Here is a 22,258-nt window from a genome sequence, read left to right as displayed (position 1 = left end):
ATTTGTATGTTATCTCAAAATCAGTTGGCTCAGGCTTAGGTTGACACACAGGGAGCATGACTGGCATAGGCTGGACTGCGCCAATCCGCTTGCCACTCCGGGGCGATCAGTCGTGGACTCGGGAGGTGATGGGTGATCACCCAGGTTTGACCAGCAAAAGGCTTTTCCAAGGCCTCCTGCAAAAAGCTTCGCGCCTGCTGATGCATGGATCGCACATGACTTACACGCAAGCGCGGAAAATGCTTCTTCTGATCATCCGTGTGTCGAATATAGTTCAGGTCGTTGTATGCTGAGGGCGCACCCTGCAACCGGGCAATCCGGGTTTCAAACAGAGGACTTCCCTTATCCATGTCTGTCCAGAAGGTGCTACCCAAAACACGCAAGGAGCCTCCAAATACAGCCTCGCTGTTTTGCAGCAGATAAACATTGGTCAGTCCGGCATCAGTCAGCAGCCCCAGCAGTTTTTGTTCATAGTAGCCACCGGTCACACCACGATAAAACTCATGATTGCCCGGTACGTAAACCACCGCACCAAAGCGCGGTGATAGCCACTTCAGCACATTCATCACCGGAGAGGTTGCTTTCAAGCCAGACCCATAGCGCCAAATGACAATGTCCCCAGCAAGAATCAGTAGAGCCTGCGGATCAGGTGCCGGGAAAAGGTGGCTCCATACCGGTACTTCCTCGCGCTCAGTCAATGACTTGAGCGGATAAAACTCCAGATGGATGTCGCTCACCACATGGATGGACTGAGGATTAAAGGGGATTGCCTTGGATTCCATTGGTTCAGCCTTCTGCGCCATTTTTGGCGATCCAATCAAGCGCAGCCTGGCGCGCTTGTTCTGCCTTGGTGTGCTGGCACCAGAAATCAGGGTTTTGCACCGCGATGCTAAAAACCACTGCTTCAAAACTGCCGTCTTCGAGCGGCTCTACAGCCACTGTCCAGGCACCGTACTTTTCAAAGCTATAGAGTTCCTGCATGTGTTTTTGCCTTCAGTTGACTGGCACAAAGCGGCCGTCTTCCATCTCAGATTGCCTGCGCAACCAGATTTGGCCGGAGTGTACGTTCTCGTACTCGTAGAAAGGCTCTCCACAATCCTCCAAGAGGCGATCATCCGGCTCCTTGATGATCATGTAGATACCTCCATTGCGATGGTGCACCCTGCGAGGTTGCGAATCCCTTGGTTGCGGCAGTTCACCACGCACTTTCTGTACTTCACGGTACATCAGCTTGCAATCGCCCTTGTCGTAGTTGAATTCGTTCACAAAGGCTGAAAAGCTACTGCCTCGACCCTCGCTTTGAAGCCATGCCTCATAATCAAGCGCCAGCTTCAAAATATTCAGGCGAAAGGAGCATGCATCTTTCTCAGCTTGCTGACTTTCCCTGCCTTGATGGATCAACCTGATCTCAGCTTCGGTTAGGTCGGCCATGCAAAAAAACTCCTCTGCGCTATCTTGATTGGCTGTACTCACGCATTCCTCCATGTTATCCAAGCTCTCTTGCAGCGCCTACACTTCCAGCTTCCTTCTGTAGGCGTGGAGCTGATCAATTCGACTTGATCACTTGAGCATGTGCACCGGGGTCTGTTTTTGCTGAAATGATCAAAGCTTTCCCGCATTTCGCACAAAGTCCAGCGAACACCAGCGACATCTCTATCGCAATTGCGCGCCCCCATGATAGCTGCAGCTTCAGTAATCGCTTTAAGGGTGTCCGTGACCCGGTGATCACTGGCCGGAATGACCACTGCTGCCCGGCCATCCACGATAATCGTAACCGCTTCATCCGTGACCTGAGGTGATAGTCGCAACTTAACCATTAGATCAAGTCCTGCTGAACAATCTATTAAGGGGTTCCACAGCCAGCCGGTATCACGAATCAGCAGGCCAGATGACACAGGCCCATATTCAGGATCAAAAAAATCATCTGTGAACCCCTGGTGATCGAGATGGATTGCAGCTGCCGCATCCAGCAGCAGAGACTTGATGTCTTGTGCTTCATTCTTGGGTGTTTGCATACAGCCGCCACTTTAATTTCACAGGTTAATCCGTAATTCATTTTCTGTGGTAACTGCAAAAAGCGCAAGAGATTAGTGTTTGGCTATACCCACTGAAAGTCTATTTTTTGGGAGAACTCTTTTATGTCAGCACTCAATAAAGCCTTAAACATTATGCGCAGCGGTGTCTACACAGAAAATCATGGGGCCAACGACAGTCGTGGGCGACTCCATGCTTTAAAAGTGCTGGCCTTGGCTGTGGCGACCACTTTTGCTGTGGGTGCTGTCATGGCAACCGATCCTGGTACAGCGGTCAGTGAGCGTCCGAAGTTTGATTTTTGGCAGCTGGTTGAAGAAGGCAAGGAAGGGCAGGTCCGTCAAGCGGATCGCTTACTGGCTCAGTGCCAGCAGGTTTTGAATGATACTTCTGCGCCGGATGTTCATGCGCTAACCATACCTTCGTGCCAAGCCGCTTACGAGAATTTGCAGGTTATTGATGCCTCGCGACTATCGCCCGATCAGGCCGCCTTTATGACACTGCAATTCCCTAGCCAAACCCCGCTGGTATCCATCAGCGGCCTGCGTGACGCTCAGAACCACCTGTTGTCTAGCATCATGCTGCAGCGTGATCTTGATGTGCATCCCGGACTGATTAATGGCTTTATGGAAAAGCTCGCGGTCAATGGCAGTGTTCGGGCAGGGTATGGCGCTTCAGCAGATCAGCAGCTTTTGACCGCCAGGGCGGCAGCCGAGGCGCTGGCTGATCTGGGCGACCAAATAGACAATCCAGCTCAGCAGCTGCTCGATCTGGCAAAAGGACTGCAATTTGCAAAAGATTCACCGGGTGCGCCGGATATGCTGTCTTTGGCGGATACGGGTATCCTGGTACAGCTGGCGCAGCAAGGTTCAAGCATTACCCTAGATGCACTTGCGCAGCATCAAGCGCCCGATTCCTCCGATTGGATTCGCCTGCCTGCTGGACTGGATTTAGTGAATCCAAACTACGGTGTTGAGCAGGGGTTGGCACAAGCTCAATTCACCCCGTGAAACCAAAACCCCTGATTTTTCTCATGTTTTCTTCTTGTGGATAGGCTTTTGAGCTGACAGCAAGCCAGAGTAACAGTCAGCAGCCCACAAGGAGAAAACCGCAAGATGCTTGTACCCAGCGCACTCAAAAAAAACAGTCCTTTAGACGGCATATCCTATGCACAGCATCACGGCATGGGATTGTCGAAAGCCGCCCTGGATCGGCTGCTTCACCTTCACTGTCTTGCGCCATCGATCCAGCGATCTTTTGATCCACCGATTACCGGTGATAGTGTTCAATCATTGTATGCCAACATGGGGTTTACCTCCCCCATCAGCCAGCAGGTTACCTCTGCACAGCGCGCTGCAGCCCTCGCTGTTGCTGTCACTCTGACTTCAAAGGAAGCCTTCTGGCAGGAAGGGTACTTCCCGGATGCGGTCGATTTATGTGCGCATGATGTGGGTTACTGGTATCAGCAGATCACTCATGAAGATCCCGACACAAGCAAAATTCCGCTCGAACGACCCGGGACAATGGATCTTCTGGAGGCATGGAGGCATCTCCTGGAATCACAGTGGACACTGCCACGCTACAATGAACACGCAGTGCTTCTTGACTCTGAACATGCTGAGAGCCACTTGATCGGGTTGGCTTCATTGTTGGCGCTGGCGATTCAGATGCACCGCAGCGCGGACGCTCATGAGGCCAGCCCCTATGTGTCTATACCGGCTCTGCACACCCTAAAAATGATTGAGTCTCAAGCTTGGAATGAATTGCAATCCGGTTCTTTTAAATGCAGCGCACTCCCCCAGTTCAGCGCCTGCGTTCAGGCGCTAGAGTGGCTGGGCACCGGTGCCGCAAAGAACTGGCTGAATGAGAAGTCAGTCAGCCGCCAAGTGGAGCCAGAAGACTTGCTTCACTTGGCTTTTGCTTTAACTCGCAGCCAGATGGCTCATGCCAAGCTAGGCCATAATGCTTATGAAGCTTTCGAGCTATCTAATCATGGCATTGCATCCGCACTGCAGAATGTGTATGAGCCCGAGGAATTACGGAGCAGGCTGAAGCGCCTCGCAAGAAGCATTGAAGTCAGGGAGGTGGGCAGCTGGCTAGATCAGGCCGGCCAGCTATCCGGTCACCTTCCCTCTGTGCAAATCTGTCTCAACGCAACCCTCTAGGCTGCGTGGCGCAAGTATTGTCGATCCACCCTTGTTTGTCGCTTCCAGCTATGCTCCGTGCTGCGATAGGCATCACCCCAGCAGGAGGGGAGCATAGACGCACTTCGCCTGCCACGGATCAGCGTCTTATCAAGATCGCTGGCCGCATAAAACGCCCTTTTCTCGCTGGTCGTTCTGGGGTAACGCAAATAACATTTCATCGGCGCGCCACGACGAAAACCACGAAGCAATTGAAGCTTGGTTTCCATGAATGCCTTGTGCGTTGAAATGCTGGCCATCAGCCTCTTGTCTCGATAGAGCGCATGAATCAGAGCATCGGGCGCCAAGGCTATGCCGTGATGATCCCGAATCACATAGAGGCTTTCAACCAGGGTCGCAAAGCGCCAGCCGGTATGCATCCGATACAGCATGGTCTGGAAGCCGCATATGCGCTTTTGCTGCGGAATAACCTTGGGCTTAAATTGCCAGTGCTCAACACTCTGATACGAAACACCATGCTGCAAGCCAATTTCTTCTGCAATCGTTTGATCTAGCCACCCCTTTTTGCCAAGCCCCTTCAGGAAGTCCCTTAAGTTGACTTGAAACAAATGACCATCCCAGGTTTCAACAGAGACTTTTTGATCAAGCTTCAGCATGCAAATCTCCCTCACTGCTTGTTAGAATGTACTGTACAGATTATCCTGTATGCCGCCATTCTTTCAAGGACTATCCGAATGTTTGTATTGGGTTTTTCCGTTATTGCTGCCACCCTGCTGATACAGGGTTACAACTTTTTTGTAATCAGCCGGAGTCAAGCTTTATTGGAAAGCCCAGGCTGGCTGGACTTTTCCAAGTTCGCCATCATGGGGGCACCGGTCTTTGTGTTGGCCAATGTCTTTTTTCTCTCCTTCTTCACGCTAGGCTCTCGCGCTCTGCCTTACTCGATTCTCACGTTGATCAGTGTGGTTGCAGCCATGCTGTGCAGCTTTGTGATCTACCGACTGCTCGGGAGCAATCTACGCGCACAAGACGGCTTAGCCATGGCTCTGATTGGGCTTGGGTTGTACCTCCTTTTGCGTCCGGCAACTTAATCCATCTTGCCGGTGACATAGAACTCAGGACTTGGCTATACCTGCCCCAACCTTTAGGCATGACCAACCACCTTTTTATTTTTTAAGGAATTTTCATGATACCGATTGAGCATTACCGCGATACGCTGCACGAATCCAGCCTGATGACCCGACAGATCGTTAACCTTCTTCGTAAAAACTTGCTGCTTACAGCGGGTATTGACGATCTACCAAAGGTGGAGCACCGGTTGCTGCTCGTTGAGATTTTGCAAGACGGGTTACTGGCAGTTCCCTCTCACCTTGGGCAAGGATTAATGCACCAAATGCTCAGTATTGAAGAAAATACTGAAGAGTCTGGGCGCAACACCCTAGAGTGGGCGCGGGATACGCTCGAGGATATTTTATGGCAGCGGATCAAAAATCCGGCCACTCCTGTCAGTCATGATGACAAATCCTATCTGTTTGCCGCCTTCCATGGTGCGTTAATTTTTGATCGTTTCATCAGCCCGGATGCAACGAAGCCTTCAGCGCAAGCCGATAATCTGAGTCAGTTGCTAGATGATTTAATGAGCATCCGAGGTGAGGTGATCCTGCATCAGGGTAAAGAAGCCTCACCGTGCGTAGAGCGCATTGATTCCGCCATCGATCTACTGAATAGCCATGGCATTGCTCATGTCGGACTGCTCAATGCAGAACACCTGAAGAACTCGACCAATTCCAATGATCGGCCGATTAAGCGTATTCAGTCGGCACTGGCTTCGCATAATGGCAAGGCATCACCGGCCAAGCTGTCTTTGCGCTCTGCACTAACACATCACCTAGAAAAGGCTGCTCTGGCAAAAGGGCTTGATGACAGCTTAAGGTTGGCAATCATGCAGGTGCATGATCGTGCCATGCCGGGTATGGATACGCGAGCCACGCTTTCCCGCAATATACCAATGGAAGCCTCTCATGCATTGCTGAACACACTGATCGACTCAGGGCTCGCGCAGGAGATTTATCTGCCTGACCCGACAATCCGATTGCTGTATCAGCCCTCTCCGGTTGCCGGGTTTCATTTGCTGCTACCGGGTCGAGGGTTAAGTTACAGCCCTTCTGAGCCGGGATCACAGGCTTGCGCTGATCTTTTGTCACACTTAATCAATGAGCATTTGGATTTATCTGAATCACAGCCTGATCGCCTGATGATGTTCCGCAACCAGCTCCGCGAGTTCGCAGAAATAAATCTCGGTACCGAGGAGGCCGTAAGCATCAACCGGAATCTTGATAAGAAGATTTCGCAGCACCTGCTTAAAATCATTACTCAGATGCAGGAGTTGCTCTCACACCAAGGCATGGACTACCTTGATGGCGTTCTTGTGCCAGACATTGATTACGACCGGCAGACCGTTGATCTCTCGCTGAACGGGATTACGCTGGCGCGCATTCCCCTGGAGAGGATCGCCAGTTGCGCTGAGTCTTGGCAACTGCCGGTGTGCGGTGATCAAAAGATCGATATCCACCTGATACTATTGATGTTGCCTGAGTTTTTTCTTAAAGATCTGATGCATCAGTACAGATCTGCACCGGATCAGATGCTGGAAAAAACATGGGTTATTGGTTCGCACACATTTGAGCTTAACTTAAGCGCCCTTCGCGCCCAGGGGTTGCTACATGATCCACAGTGGACAGGCAATCCGCCTTTTTGGAATCGCGTTCAAGCAGCTTATGATGCCACCGGCCTGCCGGAATTGAAAAGCATTATGGACGCAATGCTTTCACCGGCTGGCAAGCCTAACCTTCAGAGACGGCCTTCTTCTGAGTTTCAGCGTTTTTCCAAACTTGCCAGCCAGTCTCTGCAAAAAATACTCGTGGAACCTTGCATGAAGACTAATTCACCGGTATTGCCTTTTGATACCGAGCCGTTTGATCGCGTGATCCATCAAGCGACCAGCAACCCTCAAATAATGCGTGATCTTGACGGATGGATCAGCATGACCGCCTCACTTAAGGCGGTGCAAACCGGTGAGCCGGAAGCATCACACAAGGTTGTCATGTGGTCACTGCTTGATGTTGCCCTGCATGCCGAGCGACTGGCTGATATGCAGCATTCCCTTGATTGCACACTCGATGACAGCAGTCTGGGGATGGAGATTTGCAAGATGCGAAAGCAGGTCGATTTGTGGCTAGAAGCCGAGCGAGCATCGCGCATTAATCATCACGAGTTTCAGGACGATCCAAGTCTAACCTTAACAAGGTGTTCGCCTTTGATTAACGATTGACTAATGATCAGATGCAGATGTACGCTAAAGAGACAAAATTGTCTTTTTAGTGACCTGATGAAAGCCAGAAAACTGGATAAAACATTGAAATGGCTGGACCGCCAAGGACGATATGTTGTCAGCCTAATGCAAATGCGGACACTATTCCCTGATGATGCAGAGGCCGCTCTTCTGAAAGGGGTTCAGCGTGCTGTCAAGGATGGAACTCTGATCCTGCTGACCTCGGGGATTTATTTGAACCCTGCAGCAACCAGCAATGACGGGAAAACTCTTGAATGGGTCGCACGGCTAATGCGTAATGCTCCGCTTGAATACAGCTATATCAGTCTGGAGTCTGCATTAGCAGCATACGGCTTGATCAGTCAGATTCCCGTAGATCGAATTACGGTGATGACAACCGGACGCAAAGGCGAGATCAAAACTCCCTACGGAACCGTTGAGTTTACTCACACATCCAGGCCACTCAGCGAGGTTTTAAAATCATTCAAGTATATGCAGCAAGGCGATGTTCTACCGATGGCCACCTCCCAGGCAGCCATCAGGGATTTACGGCGAACCGGCAGAAATCTTCACTTGCTGCTGGATCACGAGGAGTTGGGCGATGAATGAACGAAACGAACTTCAAAAAATGGTCGATCAGATTGTGGCCGATTATCCTGAAAAGGCGGTTTTTCGCCCTGTTCTTGAAAAGGAAATCCTGCACTACGACATCTTATTTGCATTGTCGCGTGAAAATCTGCTGCAAAATCTGATTTTTCAAGGCGGAACGTCACTCCGGCTTTGTTATGGCGGTGTGCGTTATAGTGAGGACTTGAATTTTGCCGGTGGAAAAGCGTTTGTTTCTACCGATGTCTCAAATATCAAGGAGGCCATTGAAGATCATATTGGAAGTCGCTACAGGCTCGATGTTGCAGTTAAGTACCCAAAAGATATGCGAACCGAGCCGGATTATGACAATGTTCGGGTCGATAAGTGGCAAGTTGCCATAGAGACCAGCCCTGGGCGAAGAGATATGCCAAAGCAAAAGATCAAGCTGGAAATTGCGAATATCCCGGCTTACACCAGTGAAGCCAGGTTTTTGCATTTGAACTACCCGAACCTCCCAGTCACTTATGCAGACCTCGTTTTACAAGTGGAGTCAGCTACAGAAATCATGGCCGATAAGGTTGTGTCGCTTTGTGCATCGACAAAACACATACGGTATCGGGATATCTGGGATCTAGTCTGGCTATCAAAGAAAGGTTTTGCGCCGAATTACGAGCTGATTGCAAAAAAAACTCTGGATTATCAGATCGATGGCTTTGATGAAATGGTAAAGATGCGTGTTCAAAGCTTGCCATCTTTAATTGAATCTTTCATGGTGGAAATGAATCGTTTTGTACCATCAAAAGACATGCAGCCATGGAGCAATGAAGCCTATAAACGAGCTGCATTGACGAGGATTTCAGAGCTGCTGATGGAGGCAAGCAAGACCCCATTATTACAAACAGACGAAATCAAGGGTAACAGCCTCCCTCCTGAGCCTTGATCCAGGAGTGCTGGCTGTTTTCGACTCAACATTGTGATCTGTGTCAATCTTTTTAACCTTAACTGATTCGCTGGTCAGTCGCTGCAATCGGACACCCTGCGTAAAGCTGTAGATTAAATACAACAGTTATTTACGCAGGGTTACAACAGCAATGAAAAACAATCAGCCCGTCACCTCGCATGAAGTCCTTCTTCGCTCGGACTGCTCCATCGTTTCGCACACCAACAGCAAGGGCATCATCACTTATGTAAATGATGATTTTGTCGAATACTCAGGTTTCACCCGCGATGAGGTGATTGGCAAAAATCACAACATCGTCCGCCATCCAGATATGCCCTCAGAAGCCTTTCGTGACTTGTGGTCAACCCTTAAAAAAGGTCGTGCATGGCAGGGCTTTGTCAAAAATCGCTGTAAAAACGGTGATTTTTATTGGGTTAAGGCAACCGTCACTCCGCTGGCATCAGGCGGCTATATGAGTGTGCGCCTTAAGCCAACCCGTGATGAAGTTAAATTCTTTGAAGACCTTTATCAGCAGATGCGCGAAGGTGCCAATTACACCCTGGCTGAAGGACACTTAATGCCGCCTGGTTTCAAGGGGCTTCGCGCCAAAATCAAATACCGGTTAATGGGGTTGAGTTTTGCCAAAAAACTGGTTATCCCTTTGTTTTTAGGGTCGCTGGTCGTTATGGGTGCCACCGGCCTTCAGCTGCACCAGCTCTATAATGAAACCCTAGATCAGGCTGGTCGCCAGAATGCTGAGGACATGATTCAGATGGCATCCAATGCGCGAGCATTCTACGGTGAGCATGTTCTGCCAAAAGCTCGTGAGGCAGGTTTGGGTATTTCCCATGACCACATCAACCAGCCAAAATCCGTCCCCCTTCCGGCCACTGTTATGCGTGCGCTCGGTGAAATGAGTCAGAGCCAGCCCGGTGCCTCTGGCTCTGAATTTCGCATTTACAGTAATCAGCCTTTTGCTTTTCGTGCAGGGAGTAACCAGTTAGATGCTTTTGAGCAAGAGGCCGCGCAGTGGCTCCAATCCAATCCGACCGGAACTTTTGCCCGTCGCGTCAAAACAACAGATGGTAAGCCGGCATACAGGCTGGCTAAAGCAGACTTGATGCGTGAACAAAGCTGTATCAACTGCCACAACAATCATCCGGACTCACCCAAGAGCGACTGGAAAATCGGTGATGTTCGCGGTGTTGTCCAGGCAACCGTGCCATTAGGTAACTTGCAAGCCTCCTACATCAAGCCAGTAAGTCAACTAGCTATCACGCTGATCACTCTGCTCAGCAGCTTTGTATTGCTGGTCTGGTGGGTGGTCAGCAGTCAGCGAAAACGCCTAATGCAAATGCAGCAAGTTACCCGTGAGATTGGGTCTGGCGATTTAACCGCCAATATCCCTCTTGGTTATCGTGATGAAATTGGCAGTATTTTTAACAGCCTGCTGACCATGCGTAATCGCCTGTTTGAAATTGTGTTTCAACTGACACATGCCACACGCAAATTGGAGGCAGGTGCTACAGATCTGGTTAATGCCAGTCAAATCTCATCCAAGGGCGCTCAAGAGCAATCAGATGCCTCTGCGGGTATGGCATCCGCCCTTGAGCAGTTAAACGTGTCTGTAGAGCAGATTAGCGGGAATGCAGAGCAGTCACATGAAGCAGCACAAAAAGCAGGTGCTGTTGCAGGCCAAGGCTCTCAGGCTGTTCAGCGCAATGCTGAGGATATTGCCGGCATTGCTGACACTGTTCGAGCTGCAGCAGGCCACCTGGATGCATTAAAGGGGCTGTCTGATAATATCGGTAATATCGTGCTGACCATTCGCAGCATTGCAGAGCAAACCAACCTGCTGGCGCTCAATGCTGCCATTGAAGCTGCCCGTGCCGGTGAACATGGGCGCGGCTTTGCCGTTGTGGCTGATGAGGTGCGCAGCCTGGCCGAGAAAACAGCCACATCCACAGTGCAAATCACAGCCATGGTTGATCAAATTCGCGACACCTCCGAGCAGTCTGTGGAAGCCATGCAGCAAAGCCTGGCTGCTGTTGATCGTGGGATTGAACGCGCAGCAGAAACCAGTCAGTCCGTTCAGGCTATTACCGGTGAGACCGGGCGCGTCATTCGCGCAACCGAAGATATTCGCCAAGTTCTTAAGGAGCAAGCACTGGCTGCTGCCGAGGTAGCTCGTGCAGTTGATAACATTGCAGTCATGGCTCAGGAGAATGCGGCTCAAGCCGATCAGACCTTGCACTCAAGCCAAACCATTCAGGATATTGTTCTGGTTATAGGGCGACTAAAAGATCAGTTCAACACTGAAGCCAAGCAATAAAATCACTAAAGCGGACGGGACGACTGCATGTCAAATAATCACCAGCACCTGCCGGGCAATCACCCGGCACTCGACAACCCCAGACATCGTATGCGCCTGATGGCTATAAGGATACGCACGATGGTCTCCATGGGGCTCCCTGTCAATGTGTACAGCATCGTTGATGAGATGACCGTGGTGAACAATGATAAGTCATACAAAGTGATCTGCTCCAATCTGGCTGATCCAGAACTAAAGGGGCTGTATCGTTTTGATGCGGGTCTGCAGTGCTATGTGATTGGCATTAACCTCGATAAGCTCAGTGAGGCCGAACGGCGCTTCTACGTTGCTTTGGGGTTAGGTATGGTGGTTACCGGTGCACTACCGATGGACGGGCAGCACGCCGTGCCTGTCAAGGGTTTTTCGACACTGCTTGATGTGCTGAATCCAGAAAATCCAGGCAGCTATTTGCTTATGGATTTTGCCTGTGAATTAATCGCCCCAGAAATGGATTTCCTGTTTCTTAAAAGCCTTGGGCATCCCTACCCTGCGATTGGAAAAATAATGGATGTACCCATTGAGGTCATTCAATACATGAGGGATCAGCAGGCGCATTAAGTTGCGCCTGCTGTGGGTGACAAGCCTACATTGACGCCATGTCCGGACCAGCTGAGTTGGGAAGTACGACATGATTGCAGGCTGCAGCATGATCAGCAACGTAGTTTGTGATATCCATTCGCATAGAGAGACTTGTTACATTGTGGCGCTCAAAATATGAGTTTGAATACGCATGGGCAGCATCAATGGTCATTCCAGCAAAGGGTTTGCATGCCTCAATAGAAGGCAGCTCTCCCTTAAACTCCATGTACTGAAGCGCTCCGGCTTCAACTTTCATTTTGGTGATCTGAAACCGCTCCCCACTAGATTCGGAAGACTTCATCCCGCCAGAGCGTTCCTCTGCATCCATCTGGCTCTGGGCGTTTTGAACATCTGTGCGGAAAGCACCGGCATGTGGGTCTGCTGCCATGGATTGTCCGGACATAGCCAGGGTCGATCCAATTAAGACAGCGGCCACCAGTTTCAGGAGCGCATTACTTGACGGTACTGAGGCGGATGCCTCACCGTGGCTTTCTACGTGTACTTCCCGGTTGTTGAATACTGCAGCACAGCGTTGTAAAAGAGTTGGTGTCATGGTTTTATCCTCATTCATTCAAAAAATAAATTCTAAACTTAAGATAGCCACGACCGGTTTTCTTGTGCCAACAGATCGATCAGCGGGCGGAGCCGCTGATTCTCTTGTTGAATCACTCTTTCAAGTGACCAGTAACGCGCAGAACAAATCGCCCGAATTTGGTTTTTGTATCCCAGCCAACTTGACCGACCATCACATACTGGATTGGCGATAGAATTAGGGTTAACGGCATAGCCCAAAACATATTCAGTCTTTGCCAAGCGGTTCTTTTGTCATTCCGCCAGACACGCAAAACAATATCTGTATTCCCTCGGTAATCGTTATCGTATGTGCCAAAAATGTGATCCAGTGTCTCTTTACCTGTAGCGTCTTTCCCAACAGCCTGTTCAATTTGATGCCGAAAGCAGCAATCTGTATCTCGTATTAACATTTTTATATTCCCCTGTTAGTAATTTAACAAAGTTGCAGGCGGGACTGCTAACGCAGTCCCTGAACATGGCCGCTATGCCTCTACGCTGCGCCGTAGTTGTGCCATGGCCTCGTCGTAATCAACCAGAAGATACGACCCCGTGTCTGATCCGCAGAGCAGGCAAAGCTTGCTGAAAGCTTCTTTGTTTTTTCCTTCAGGCATCAGCCGCTGAATCTCCTGGTACGCCTCTTTCCTTTCCTGTTTTTTAAGTGCCATTTAATCACCTCTCCTGCCATAACAAACCGTTCCAGCGGATGATTTTACGGCTTGTGGTTAATTTAAGTTCTTTCAATTGGTAAATCCATTTGAAGCTCTATCGTTACTCTGCCCCTTAAAAATACTGAATGAGCTGCTGTCCCTGCTTGATCCACTCATAAACCATACCTGGGTTTTGCCAATACAATATGACACCGGTTACCAGTGCCAGAAAGACCACTATGGCTATCATTTTAAAAAGGGTGCCGGCAACATTGATCAACAAAATCGAACCAAAAATCAAAACCACACCCGCTGAGGCAAAACCTAAAGCAGGATGATCCAGGGAGTCATGCAAGAGCGCCAACAGATCACCCGACACCATTTAATTCAGCGCCTTATTCAGCACTGCAATCATTCGATTCCACGGAGTGTCTTCCGGAACCTTCATGGCACCGGCTAATTCTGACTGCATCCTGCGGATACAGCTCAAAAGATGAACCAGGGACTGCCCTTCTTCATCTGCTCCTTCAAAGTCCTGTGTATCACCGCTATACGGATACACATGGATCTCCGCACCCGCTTTTTCCGGGTACTCGCCCTGGAACGCTTCTCTGGCTTCGCCTGGATTGCATCCATCGATAACATACATATCAACGGTCTTCCCTTGTTCAGCCACGATCAGCCAATGTTTTTGCGCGGGATTATTATCCATGTCCATTCTTCACCTCTTTTCTTTTTTCGATTGTGGTAATAATTCAGGCTGCCATGATCCCAAGATCATCGCAGCGCTGGACGAAAGGCTGACGACCCCTGAAATCTATATCAGCGTCATTCCATCCAGCCATCCAAGCGCAGCGCATGCCGATTTGACTGCATCCATAAGGGCAGGGTACATGTGCGCCAGCACCATCATCTCTGCAGTCCTCATCAGAGGTATCGACTGCATGGAGGTAGCTTTGGTAACCCTCTTTGTATGCAGCCAATGCCTTTTTTTTTCCGCCCATTACCGATGCATCAAGATTGTCATGAATTTTCTGTAACGCTGACATAGTCAACTCTCGCACTGTTGCTTTAAATGATTTCGTATGCATAGATTAACCTGTAAACTCAAACACCAGCAAGGGGTGCTCTGCAAATCGGCAGCTTGCTGCTTGCTTTTAAATGCTTATAGGTTATCCTGTACTGCAAGTCAAGCGCATTCTATTTAAAAGCCTAATTGAAGCGCTCAGACCGCTAAACACAACCACCTGAATTAAGGAGTCACCCATCATGTTCAACAAATTCCGGGCTTATGCGGCACGAAGCAATACGTTCTCAAGCCTGAGCGCTGAAGCGCTTGAGAAAGCCCTGGCTAAAAAGCCTTTCCGACCATGCGGCAGTCAAGAAATGAAATCCCTCGGATGGTCAAGCTGGGACGATCAATCGGATAGCCTGGTGGTAACCACTCGACTTAATGGCAAAGACGACCATTTTTTACTGACGCTGAAAATTGAGGAGCGCGACCTTAAATCCAAGGTGGTCAATGAGGCCTTGAGTAAAAAGATCGCCGAGATCGAAAAAAACGAAGGGCGCAAGGTTGGGCGTAAGGAAAAGCAACAGCTCAAGGAAGAGGTTGTACAGGAGCTCATGCCTCGCGCCATGACCAGCAGCAGCTTTGTTTTTGCGTGGATTGATGCTGCAAAGGGGCGAATCATTATTGATCAAACCAGCGACAAAAAATGCGAATCCCTGCTCAATCTGTTGCGTGAGTGTTTAGGCTCACTCCCTGTTGTTCCGCTTCGCACCATGGAAGACCCGATTCAAGCCATGACCCGCTGGATCAATAATAAAGCCCCGAAAGGTTTTTCTTTGGGCGAGTCGTGCACATTGGTTGATGCAGCAATCAGTAGCAACACAGTCAATATCAAAGGACAGGACTTGGCTTGCGATGAAGTCGTTCACCACATCGAGCAAGGCAAGTGCGTGAAGAAACTGGCCATGGCAGGAAAAGACCTGTCCTTCACCCTGGATGATCGAATGATTTTTTCTGGGATTCGCGTTGATGAATCTGTCTTGCAGGAACTCGAGGAATCGCTCGGCGAAAGCATGGATGACAAAAATGCCTATTTTGAAGGCACCTTTGCCATTGTTGTCGATGCAACCCAAAACCTTTTGGATCAAATGATCGATCACCTGGGCGGCATCTATGATGCCAATGCCGCTGGTGATGAAGAAGAGCACTAACCATCTATCGGCATGCCTCAGCTATCCATTCAAAGGAAAAAAACAATGACTTCTTACGAAAAAATCCCCGAGCAGAACCCCGTTTCCGATATAGATCGCATGTGCATAAACAGGCGAGAATGGATGAACACCCTACAAATCGCCTTCCATGAGCAAAAGATTGATTATTCCAGTGAACTTGAATCTGTAGGAGAGCCTGCCTACAGGAGAATCCAGGGTTCTCCTGTAGGCTTGGGCATGCCAAAAATAAAGCAGCACAGCGTCCGGCTTAGTGATCTTGAGGTGTTTGAGCAGCTGATTAATGAAAAGCCCAAGGCCTACTTAAAGCGCATCAAGGATCACTTTCGTGATCTGCATCGCCTTTTGAGTCACGAATACCGACAGCTGCGCTCCATTCAGCGTGAGCGCTGGTTTAGTGACGATAAACCTGAAACCCCATGGGTGTTGGAAGGCCCACAAAACAAATCAGGAAAACCCTTTATCGAAAGAGTTAATGGTGTAACCCGTAATAGTCGTTCAACCACCGGTGAAATTGAGGCGATATTCGGCTGCTCAAAGGCGCGCTACCTGATTCTTAAAGCCTATTTAGGTGCGCTCAGCGAGAAACGCCTCATGCCCACCCTGTCGGTGGCCGAAATTGAACTGATGAAAAACTGGCGGCCAGACTTTAAGATTTCCAAGCTGCTTGATAACACTGATGCCGATGGCATGAACATGGATGACTACATACTGGAGGCATCCTATTTGCCTGGCATGATTAGCGCTGAGTCTGGAACCGACTTGCACTTGGCGCTCAAGATCGACAGCTATTTTCAAGAGGCTCTGCTTGAGCTAGGCTGCTGGCAGCAGCTCTCTGAAGATAAAAAATCGCGTCTCATCGGTGCATTTTTTGCCATGAGCGTCATCACGCTCTCAAAAAGCATCCTGCTTCTCATCGCAAGGATTGAACCAGACTGCACCAGCTATTTGCATGGCGTATTGCTGTTTGATGAGCCTGAGTTCAACGCCCTCACCGGTGCAGGGCAACCTTCATCCAGCGATCAGGTGGCATTATCTCTCCCAAAAATGGTCGCTCCTGCTGGATCGGGTGTTCACCCCGTCTATGCAGACATCATCAGGATGAATCACTCCATTAAAAAGCATGTTGAGCAGCGCCTGCAGAGCAGTGATGGTGTTCAAACCATCAGGGATGTACTTGATCAGTGGGATGAACTATCTCATCACAGCTTCCGCCACCTTGTAGATCAGGCGCGCAGTGACTTTGCGTCCTTGCTGCATGCTGCTCAATTGCTTCAGACCAGTCAAATTGATTCAGCGGGTATAATCCCTTTGGATTTAGGGCGTATTGACTCATGGATCAAGGGGCTTGATCAAGTCGCGGACTGGGTAAATGAGCAGCTTGAATCGAGTGCTGAGCCCATTATCCTGAATGAGCTGAATAGTCAGCGCATGCTGTTGGCAGAAATGATGACCGAGGTTGAGGGGTTCGTAGAATCGCTCAGCGAGGCGCATAACGAGGCCAATGCGCTGCGCGAGGCCGGGGTGGCCATCAAGGCTCAGGTCGAAGCCATGCAGCAGGTTCAGGAACTCCTTCAGCGAGCAGAATCGCAGGTGCAAGAGTTTAACGAGGCGGTCACTCAGTCCTTTCCACTAAAACCAATTGCCGAATATCTGAATGGCTTACCGGGCATCCAAGAGCATTTAAGACAACCTGAGCCGATCTCCGCTATTGATATTACGCCAGTGGAAAACAGCGCTGCCGGTGATCAGCTTTACGAACTTGCCGAGGTATTGCAGCAAGAGAACGATCAACTAAAGCGTGACAATCTTGCACTGCGTCAGCGTAACGAGCAGCTTTTAAATGGACTCTACAGCAATGATGCAGATCCACAGTGGCAGGCAGCCAGAATGGCTCTGGATGCCTTGGTCGATGAGGGGGCAAGCGCAAAATCCATTATCAGTCTCTGCCAGAAGATGTTTGCTGATCGACTGTTCTTTTTTGAAGAGGTGGCCGGTACCCTGGATAAAATCAACCGCATGAATCTGCCGGTGGGGGCGCTCGCTCAGCGTTTATTCAGCTTAGGCACTTGTGGCGTGGACTTGATGCGTGAAAATGGCGGTCAGCTGATTTCTCTGCGCAACGTGGTTTCGGCAGGCATCTCCTGCCAGGAATCCGAGGGGGTGCGCACCCAGGAGTCCTTGCGCTCATTGCGCCGATTCACCCGAACTCCCGGTGAGGTCTGCGAGGTATTACCTCACTTCCCTCTCGGAGATCTGCACCGCATCTACCTGCGCTACCATGAGGAACGAATTGAGATTGCTTACATTGGCAAGCATCTGCCGATCGCAAGCTCTACAACAATCTGAACCTCTGATCCTGGCGCCCGCACATTAAGCGCCAGGATTTTTTTTTCGACCCAAACCGCATCCCGGCTTCAGAATTCCAAGCCAAGGTATCAGCATGTCGGCTCCATGCCGCTCCATAATGCGCTGCATTCCGTCATCCATTGTTTCGCTCAGTGGTTGCAGCGGCCTGAATTCAGGCTTTTTTACCTGGTTCATGCAGAGTAATGGCAAGTGAGCCTGCTGCTGCGTCCACTGGCCGTCTGCCGTTTGAATTTGGTAGCGCGGATGTGGACGGACAGGGCGTATCAGAGTGTATTCAGTATCTAGCCGGTAAAATGAAAGTGCCATTCTGGCTTCTCTGTACTTGCCATGATCCACTCGGGGATCACCGGCCTGTAATGCATCCAGCAAATCAATGGCCGCTTGTCCGGTGATTTTTCCATGAGTGTAACCTCGGGCATTCCAGGTTAAATGAATTCGAGTAATGGTCTGCTGGGTGCAATCATGCAGCGGCCATAATCGATAGGCCTGCAATAGCGAGATCTCCGGGAACGCGGCCTTAATCACGTCATTGCGAAAATGACTGCGAAATGGCAGCATAGCCTTCCTGAGCCGTGCCTTTACTTCATATAAGGCATCAAGATCCGTCAATTGTCCGCTACTAACCGGCATAGCCCCAATTAAGCGGAAAACGGTTAAACCATCCTGGCCGAGCAACTTGTTCAGTTGTAAAAATCCCTGGCGGCAAAGGTCAATCGCTGAACGTCCCGTAAAGGTTTCTCCGGGTATGGGGGGATGGTATTCATTATCCTCACCACTGCGCTGAGGTGTGGGAAATCCCATGTTTTGAGCATACCCCCAAGCAGGAAGCGGGTCGAACAGTTTTGATACCTGCCGATCCGTCTCCTGCATTAACTGCTCGTGCAGCGCAATCAGGTCTGAGATCGTATCCTGGGTCTGCATTGAACAACCTTAAGCAGAATTATCCACAGAGATAACCCAGTCGTTGACAACATCCGAGCCATACTGCTTTTTCCAGGTTTTCAGCAGCCCATGATTCGCACCGCGTGTTTTAATGGTTTCACCGTTATGCGGATTTTGATAAGTAATCAATGGTCGCTTATGTTTTTTGACCGGAGAAGCTTTGCTCTTGTTTCTGTCAGTCATTTCTGTGGTTACCATGAAATCAGGGAAGATGACCTTAAGGAAGCCAGGGGTCTTTCCCGCATGAGATAAAATATGCTCAATTTCATCTCGAAGCTCAATATCCTTTTGAACTTCGCCGTCCTTTTCAAGGATTTCAATTTCACGCTGCATTCTTTCGAGCTCTGCTCGCATTTTCAGCAGTCTTGCCGTTTCGTTTGTCATCACGCATCCCAAAAAAAATAACCTGAAAATAACCTGCAATAACCTGCAATAACCTGCAATCAAAATGATCACAGGTTATCTTAGCGTTTTTTTTCTTAGTGGTAAATCAATGATCAGAAGTTGATGCCTACCCCCATATAGGCCAGTGCATCAATATTTTCTGATTTTGAGTATTTGTCATACCCAATGCGCAAGGCATAGCGCCCTTGAGCAAGCTCGATCCCTGCACCGTAAAACAATGAAACCTCGTCAGTGACACCGGAAATCCGAGCTGCACCCACCTGGCCGCGCAAACGCGTTTTAAATTGGGTATTTGTGTACAACTCATAACTGTAGGCCACCGCAGCCGTCAATGCTTTGCGCTCAACATCCTGTATCGCCCCTGGTGCTGTTGTGCCCGATGGAGCTGTAGGCGCGGTTACTGCAGGTGCAGTCGGTGCATCTGGATCGGTGACACCGATTGGATCATAGCCTGAGGGATCATTAGGATCGCCAGCATCACCCGCCGCCCATCCATCCGAATAGCCATCGGCATAGCCATCTCCGTGTCCATTCATATAACCACTATCGTAACCCGTTTCAAAACCTGAATCATGTCCTGCTTGCCAGCCAGCCTCCCAGCTTGCCGGCGTAACCGTGGGCGAACCGCTGGCACCGGACTTACTGATCATCATGTAACCGAACTCCATGTGCACCTTTTCACGCCCCTGACCACCGGAGTAAATAGGCAGCGCAACCCCTGCCCAATATCCGTTGTCCGCCGCATTTTCAAATGCTGACCCAGGGTTGGTCGCTGTGACAGCGTAAGCAAAAAGCTGAAATGCATCATGCTTTTTGGATTCCACCGGCAAGCCGTTATACAACTCAGAGGCGCGATGATCCGTATAACCGGTTTTGCTGCCATAGACATTAGGTGCAGCTTGTGCACCGGCAGCCAACATTAATGCCAAGGCACCGGCAGATAGCATAAAAAAAGGACGCTTCGATGTTTGCATGCATATTTCTCCATTGGATTTGGGCTTTGCTCAGCGAGCAGGCAAATGCCTATTCAATGGATAGTATAGGGCATCCCATATAGCGTCAGGTTTCATCTGTCTGGCGCAGTGATTTCTCTTTGCTGGCGTCGGTAATCCCATGGTGCCTGTATCAAAGGATCGGTTGCCGTCCATACCCCAAATCCATTTTGCTTTGCAAAATCCTCAGCGTCATAATAATGGCTGTCATTGCAGTATTGCTGATAAACAACAGCTGCTCCCGACCCAGCCATTTCCACATTCAGATTTCTTCCGTCCGAATTAAAAATTTCACCAATGGATCGGCCGTAGCGATCCGTATCATGAATGATCAGCTTAAATCGGTGATCCATCATGCTTTCAAGGTAGGCACCCGAAGCTTTACCCCATTCGCCCTGGCTTGTTTCGGGCGCATCAATACAATACAGTCGAATTCGTGTTTCCCGGCCATTACAGAAACCGGTCACCGTATCCCCATCAGAGACGCGCCTTTTCTGGCAATCTATGGCGCTGCCTGCCTGTGGGTGTTCTGCCAGATTGCCCGGCGGCAGGTTCGCAGCATCTGCATGACTCAGCGGGAGCAAAACCGCTGAAATGACGGTCACTGTCAGGCTGCCTGCTACTGCAAAGCGCATTAAATGGCTTCGCGCATCATCCAGCGCTTGCTGTACTTTGGGAGAAATCTGCATGGCCACCTCTACTCAACAAATGGTCTGGTTGCTCTTCAGTGTGTCCAAACCTTGAGTGCTTCGATGTTTACATGGATGGGGTAACGCAACTGACTGATGATCCTTGGCGCTCGGCGCGGATGCGCTCATAAAGCCTATGCATGCTACCCACGTCTTCGGCAGTTAAGTTCATGCCGGTCAAAAGCATTGGCATTTCATTCAATACTGACATCAGCAGTCCAAATGAGCTTAAGTGAGGAAAGAGCAAGTTAACGGCTACCTCCGGGTCGCCTGATGCCAGATCGCAATGCAAGGCAGCCTCCAGCATTTGCAGCGCTTTTCGGGCAGCCTCTATCTTGCGGGCAGTCAGTCGCCCTTGCTGCAGCAGATACACCATATCAGCAATGGCGCTACTGATCCTTGACGGCACAAAGCGTAGGCTCTGGCCTTCAAGCGCCCGATCTGTTACCTGCTCTGCCTTGAGCATCTGCTCCCAATAGTGCTGGGTATGCGCAATCATGTGCAACGCATGGAAGGGAGCGTTGCGAACCATGGATGACAACCATGCAAAGCGATCCATCTGTTCTGCATCCACAGCGATACCAAGAATGTCCTCGATCTGCTCAAGATGTATGCAAAGGTGCAGGCGCAGATCTAGAAGGCGCTGCTGATCCTGCAAATACTGACGGCACCAATAATCACTGCTCAAGCTGCAGGCAGCTTCTTCTGGTCGCTTGACTGAGTTATAAGGACTTAGCCAAACCTGATGCAGGCATCCCTCGCCAGCGGGATTCTGCTGATAAAACAATAAAGCGGGAAACCCCCATGCCTCTCCTAAACAGCATTGAATGAGCTGGGGCGGAGCTTTAAAGAAATGCTGCAGCTCCATCATCATAAGTTCGCACTCTTCTTGCTGAATGATCCGTGCCAATCGAAGCGGGTGAGCCGAAGGGCGGACAGTAATCTGCTCATCAAGGTGCCGCAAAAAAGCTTTACGATGACGCTTGGGAATGCGTTCAATCACCAGCTTCTGGTGTCGTGGATAATTGTGCCCAGGCTGGCGCTCACCTCGAAAAACAGACGCAATACCTTCAGCGCAGGGAATATCATGCAATTTAAGGAAAGCAAAAAGATCGCTCTCTTCCATTTGCCAAGGTGCTAGTCCTAACCATGCTTGCCAATCAAAGAAAAGGGTGGCAACCGGGCTTTCCACCCCCTGCTGAAAATAACGCTCTAAACGAAGCCGCCAATCAATACCGGACCAGGCATCAATTGCCTGTCCGTGTATCGGATCATCGTTGAGCGGTGTGTTTTGAGCATCCAAGTCTATTCGGCTCCATATCAAAAATTACTGTGACTGCTCCCCGCCCTAACGGGCGAGACTTCCAACTTCTCAGGCAGCAACTGGTGCGTGACCAGATTGACGCTTGCCTCCA

The 22,258-nt window shown here is 50.0% G+C and carries 26 protein-coding genes; 11 read left to right on the top strand and 15 right to left on the bottom strand.

What is annotated here, in order from left to right:
* Positions 1 to 35 precede the first annotated feature (35 nt).
* From IBX50_RS08285 to IBX50_RS08270, 4 genes are read right to left on the bottom strand one after another with little or no spacing between them, the layout of a single operon-like run.
* Positions 36 to 782, bottom strand: coding sequence for a metallophosphoesterase (locus tag IBX50_RS08285; protein ID WP_292254968.1), 747 nt, complete (start codon positions 780 to 782; stop codon positions 36 to 38).
* A 4-nt stretch (positions 783 to 786) separates the two neighbouring features.
* On the bottom strand, positions 787 to 981 hold the full coding sequence (locus tag IBX50_RS08280; RefSeq protein ID WP_292254967.1) for a hypothetical protein: 195 nt from the start codon (positions 979 to 981) through the stop codon (positions 787 to 789).
* 12 nt (positions 982 to 993) lie between these two features.
* Positions 994 to 1,431, bottom strand: a complete 438-nt coding sequence (locus tag IBX50_RS08275; RefSeq protein ID WP_292254966.1) for a hypothetical protein — start codon at positions 1,429 to 1,431, stop codon at positions 994 to 996.
* 38 nt (positions 1,432 to 1,469) lie between these two features.
* Positions 1,470 to 2,015 (bottom strand): hypothetical protein, encoded by a 546-nt coding sequence (locus tag IBX50_RS08270; protein ID WP_292254965.1) that lies wholly within the window; start codon positions 2,013 to 2,015, stop codon positions 1,470 to 1,472.
* Between the two features lie 123 nt (positions 2,016 to 2,138).
* On the opposite strand from IBX50_RS08270, the gene IBX50_RS08265 reads away from it, so the two are divergent.
* Positions 2,139 to 3,041: a hypothetical protein gene (locus IBX50_RS08265; protein WP_292254964.1), complete on the top strand. Its 903-nt coding sequence runs from the start codon at positions 2,139 to 2,141 to the stop codon at positions 3,039 to 3,041.
* A 105-nt stretch (positions 3,042 to 3,146) separates the two neighbouring features.
* Positions 3,147 to 4,196 (top strand): hypothetical protein, encoded by a 1,050-nt coding sequence (locus tag IBX50_RS08260; protein ID WP_292254963.1) that lies wholly within the window; start codon positions 3,147 to 3,149, stop codon positions 4,194 to 4,196.
* Here the strand turns inward: IBX50_RS08260 and IBX50_RS08255 are convergent.
* The gene (locus IBX50_RS08255; RefSeq protein WP_292254961.1) at positions 4,193 to 4,831 is read right to left on the bottom strand and encodes a hypothetical protein; all 639 of its coding nucleotides are present in this window, start codon (positions 4,829 to 4,831) and stop codon (positions 4,193 to 4,195) included. The genes IBX50_RS08260 and IBX50_RS08255 overlap by 4 nt on opposite strands.
* 78 nt (positions 4,832 to 4,909) lie before the next feature.
* On the opposite strand from IBX50_RS08255, the gene IBX50_RS08250 reads away from it, so the two are divergent.
* From IBX50_RS08250 to IBX50_RS08225, 6 genes are all read left to right on the top strand, one after another.
* Positions 4,910 to 5,266: a hypothetical protein gene (locus IBX50_RS08250; RefSeq protein ID WP_292254959.1), complete on the top strand. Its 357-nt coding sequence runs from the start codon at positions 4,910 to 4,912 to the stop codon at positions 5,264 to 5,266.
* 95 nt (positions 5,267 to 5,361) lie between these two features.
* On the top strand, positions 5,362 to 7,506 hold the full coding sequence (locus tag IBX50_RS08245; RefSeq protein ID WP_292254956.1) for a hypothetical protein: 2,145 nt from the start codon (positions 5,362 to 5,364) through the stop codon (positions 7,504 to 7,506).
* 57 nt (positions 7,507 to 7,563) lie between these two features.
* A complete protein-coding gene (locus tag IBX50_RS08240) occupies positions 7,564 to 8,115 on the top strand; it encodes a hypothetical protein (RefSeq protein WP_292254954.1) in 552 nt (183 codons plus the stop codon).
* Complete coding sequence (locus IBX50_RS08235) at positions 8,108 to 9,034, top strand: nucleotidyl transferase AbiEii/AbiGii toxin family protein (RefSeq protein ID WP_292254952.1); 927 nt, start codon at positions 8,108 to 8,110, stop codon at positions 9,032 to 9,034. Before IBX50_RS08240 ends, IBX50_RS08235 begins: the two co-directional genes overlap by 8 nt.
* A gap of 151 nt (positions 9,035 to 9,185) precedes the next feature.
* Entirely contained in the window at positions 9,186 to 11,366 is a 2,181-nt protein-coding gene (locus IBX50_RS08230) for a methyl-accepting chemotaxis protein (protein WP_292254949.1), read from the top strand.
* Between the two features lie 27 nt (positions 11,367 to 11,393).
* Positions 11,394 to 11,963: a hypothetical protein gene (locus IBX50_RS08225; protein ID WP_292254945.1), complete on the top strand. Its 570-nt coding sequence runs from the start codon at positions 11,394 to 11,396 to the stop codon at positions 11,961 to 11,963.
* A 25-nt stretch (positions 11,964 to 11,988) separates the two neighbouring features.
* On the opposite strand, the gene IBX50_RS08220 is transcribed toward IBX50_RS08225, so the two are convergent.
* The 5 genes from IBX50_RS08220 to IBX50_RS08200 form a co-directional block, all read right to left on the bottom strand.
* Positions 11,989 to 12,537, bottom strand: a complete 549-nt coding sequence (locus IBX50_RS08220; RefSeq protein WP_292254943.1) for a hypothetical protein — start codon at positions 12,535 to 12,537, stop codon at positions 11,989 to 11,991.
* A 112-nt stretch (positions 12,538 to 12,649) separates the two neighbouring features.
* Entirely contained in the window at positions 12,650 to 12,967 is a 318-nt protein-coding gene (locus IBX50_RS08215) for a hypothetical protein (RefSeq protein WP_292254942.1), read from the bottom strand.
* Positions 12,968 to 13,039: 72 nt separating this feature from the next.
* Positions 13,040 to 13,222 carry a hypothetical protein gene (locus IBX50_RS08210; protein ID WP_292254939.1) on the bottom strand — a complete coding sequence of 61 codons (183 nt, stop codon included), beginning with the start codon at positions 13,220 to 13,222 and terminating at the stop codon, positions 13,040 to 13,042.
* Between the two features lie 115 nt (positions 13,223 to 13,337).
* A complete protein-coding gene (locus tag IBX50_RS08205; RefSeq protein ID WP_292254936.1) occupies positions 13,338 to 13,586 on the bottom strand; it encodes a hypothetical protein in 249 nt (82 codons plus the stop codon).
* Positions 13,587 to 13,916 (bottom strand): hypothetical protein, encoded by a 330-nt coding sequence (locus IBX50_RS08200; RefSeq protein WP_292254933.1) that lies wholly within the window; start codon positions 13,914 to 13,916, stop codon positions 13,587 to 13,589.
* On the opposite strand from IBX50_RS08200, the gene IBX50_RS08195 reads away from it, so the two are divergent.
* The 3 genes from IBX50_RS08195 (at position 13,915) to IBX50_RS08185 (ending at position 17,794) form a co-directional block, all read left to right on the top strand.
* Complete coding sequence (locus IBX50_RS08195) at positions 13,915 to 14,244, top strand: hypothetical protein (protein ID WP_292254930.1); 330 nt, start codon at positions 13,915 to 13,917, stop codon at positions 14,242 to 14,244. The genes IBX50_RS08200 and IBX50_RS08195 overlap by 2 nt on opposite strands.
* A 229-nt stretch (positions 14,245 to 14,473) precedes the next feature.
* Positions 14,474 to 15,427 carry a recombination-associated protein RdgC gene (locus IBX50_RS08190; protein ID WP_292254927.1) on the top strand — a complete coding sequence of 318 codons (954 nt, stop codon included), beginning with the start codon at positions 14,474 to 14,476 and terminating at the stop codon, positions 15,425 to 15,427.
* Between the two features lie 123 nt (positions 15,428 to 15,550).
* Positions 15,551 to 17,794, top strand: coding sequence for a hypothetical protein (locus IBX50_RS08185; protein WP_292254925.1), 2,244 nt, complete (start codon positions 15,551 to 15,553; stop codon positions 17,792 to 17,794).
* Positions 17,795 to 17,818: 24 nt separating this feature from the next.
* On the opposite strand, the gene IBX50_RS08180 is transcribed toward IBX50_RS08185, so the two are convergent.
* The 5 genes from IBX50_RS08180 to IBX50_RS08160 form a co-directional block, all read right to left on the bottom strand.
* Positions 17,819 to 18,736 (bottom strand): hypothetical protein, encoded by a 918-nt coding sequence (locus IBX50_RS08180; RefSeq protein ID WP_292254922.1) that lies wholly within the window; start codon positions 18,734 to 18,736, stop codon positions 17,819 to 17,821.
* 9 nt (positions 18,737 to 18,745) lie between these two features.
* Positions 18,746 to 19,141, bottom strand: coding sequence for a histone-like nucleoid-structuring protein, MvaT/MvaU family (locus IBX50_RS08175; protein ID WP_292254919.1), 396 nt, complete (start codon positions 19,139 to 19,141; stop codon positions 18,746 to 18,748).
* 113 nt (positions 19,142 to 19,254) lie between these two features.
* On the bottom strand, positions 19,255 to 20,136 hold the full coding sequence (locus IBX50_RS08170) for a hypothetical protein (protein WP_292254917.1): 882 nt from the start codon (positions 20,134 to 20,136) through the stop codon (positions 19,255 to 19,257).
* A gap of 92 nt (positions 20,137 to 20,228) precedes the next feature.
* Positions 20,229 to 20,843 (bottom strand): thermonuclease family protein, encoded by a 615-nt coding sequence (locus IBX50_RS08165; RefSeq protein WP_292254915.1) that lies wholly within the window; start codon positions 20,841 to 20,843, stop codon positions 20,229 to 20,231.
* Between the two features lie 67 nt (positions 20,844 to 20,910).
* Entirely contained in the window at positions 20,911 to 22,146 is a 1,236-nt protein-coding gene (locus IBX50_RS08160; protein ID WP_292254913.1) for a hypothetical protein, read from the bottom strand.
* Positions 22,147 to 22,258 lie beyond the last annotated feature (112 nt).

Source organism: Marinospirillum sp. (assembly GCF_014859565.1).
The sequence above is the reverse complement of the archived record's forward strand: the minus strand, read 5'-3'. Positions and strand labels throughout refer to the sequence as shown.

Bases quoted from the DNA above. Each gene is read 5' to 3' on its own strand.
- IBX50_RS08285 (WP_292254968.1), bottom strand. From the start codon at position 782: ATGGAATCCAAGGCAATCCCCTTTAATCCTCAGTCCATCCATGTGGTG.
- IBX50_RS08260 (WP_292254963.1), top strand. From the start codon at position 3,147: ATGCTTGTACCCAGCGCACTCAAAAAAAACAGTCCTTTAGACGGCATA.
- IBX50_RS08245 (WP_292254956.1), top strand. From the start codon at position 5,362: ATGATACCGATTGAGCATTACCGCGATACGCTGCACGAATCCAGCCTG.
- IBX50_RS08195 (WP_292254930.1), top strand. From the start codon at position 13,915: ATGTCCATTCTTCACCTCTTTTCTTTTTTCGATTGTGGTAATAATTCA.
- IBX50_RS08265 (WP_292254964.1), top strand. From the start codon at position 2,139: ATGTCAGCACTCAATAAAGCCTTAAACATTATGCGCAGCGGTGTCTAC.
- IBX50_RS08255 (WP_292254961.1), bottom strand. From the start codon at position 4,831: ATGCTGAAGCTTGATCAAAAAGTCTCTGTTGAAACCTGGGATGGTCAT.
- IBX50_RS08240 (WP_292254954.1), top strand. From the start codon at position 7,564: ATGAAAGCCAGAAAACTGGATAAAACATTGAAATGGCTGGACCGCCAA.
- IBX50_RS08280 (WP_292254967.1), bottom strand. From the start codon at position 981: ATGCAGGAACTCTATAGCTTTGAAAAGTACGGTGCCTGGACAGTGGCT.
- IBX50_RS08250 (WP_292254959.1), top strand. From the start codon at position 4,910: ATGTTTGTATTGGGTTTTTCCGTTATTGCTGCCACCCTGCTGATACAG.
- IBX50_RS08165 (WP_292254915.1), bottom strand. From the start codon at position 20,843: ATGCAGATTTCTCCCAAAGTACAGCAAGCGCTGGATGATGCGCGAAGC.
- IBX50_RS08170 (WP_292254917.1), bottom strand. From the start codon at position 20,136: ATGCAAACATCGAAGCGTCCTTTTTTTATGCTATCTGCCGGTGCCTTG.
- IBX50_RS08210 (WP_292254939.1), bottom strand. From the start codon at position 13,222: ATGGCACTTAAAAAACAGGAAAGGAAAGAGGCGTACCAGGAGATTCAG.
- IBX50_RS08230 (WP_292254949.1), top strand. From the start codon at position 9,186: ATGAAAAACAATCAGCCCGTCACCTCGCATGAAGTCCTTCTTCGCTCG.
- IBX50_RS08225 (WP_292254945.1), top strand. From the start codon at position 11,394: ATGTCAAATAATCACCAGCACCTGCCGGGCAATCACCCGGCACTCGAC.
- IBX50_RS08220 (WP_292254943.1), bottom strand. From the start codon at position 12,537: ATGACACCAACTCTTTTACAACGCTGTGCTGCAGTATTCAACAACCGG.
- IBX50_RS08175 (WP_292254919.1), bottom strand. From the start codon at position 19,141: ATGACAAACGAAACGGCAAGACTGCTGAAAATGCGAGCAGAGCTCGAA.
- IBX50_RS08235 (WP_292254952.1), top strand. From the start codon at position 8,108: ATGAATGAACGAAACGAACTTCAAAAAATGGTCGATCAGATTGTGGCC.
- IBX50_RS08205 (WP_292254936.1), bottom strand. From the start codon at position 13,586: ATGGTGTCGGGTGATCTGTTGGCGCTCTTGCATGACTCCCTGGATCAT.
- IBX50_RS08200 (WP_292254933.1), bottom strand. From the start codon at position 13,916: ATGGATAATAATCCCGCGCAAAAACATTGGCTGATCGTGGCTGAACAA.
- IBX50_RS08180 (WP_292254922.1), bottom strand. From the start codon at position 18,736: ATGCAGACCCAGGATACGATCTCAGACCTGATTGCGCTGCACGAGCAG.
- IBX50_RS08275 (WP_292254966.1), bottom strand. From the start codon at position 1,431: ATGGCCGACCTAACCGAAGCTGAGATCAGGTTGATCCATCAAGGCAGG.
- IBX50_RS08215 (WP_292254942.1), bottom strand. From the start codon at position 12,967: ATGTTAATACGAGATACAGATTGCTGCTTTCGGCATCAAATTGAACAG.
- IBX50_RS08185 (WP_292254925.1), top strand. From the start codon at position 15,551: ATGAACACCCTACAAATCGCCTTCCATGAGCAAAAGATTGATTATTCC.
- IBX50_RS08190 (WP_292254927.1), top strand. From the start codon at position 14,474: ATGTTCAACAAATTCCGGGCTTATGCGGCACGAAGCAATACGTTCTCA.
- IBX50_RS08270 (WP_292254965.1), bottom strand. From the start codon at position 2,015: ATGCAAACACCCAAGAATGAAGCACAAGACATCAAGTCTCTGCTGCTG.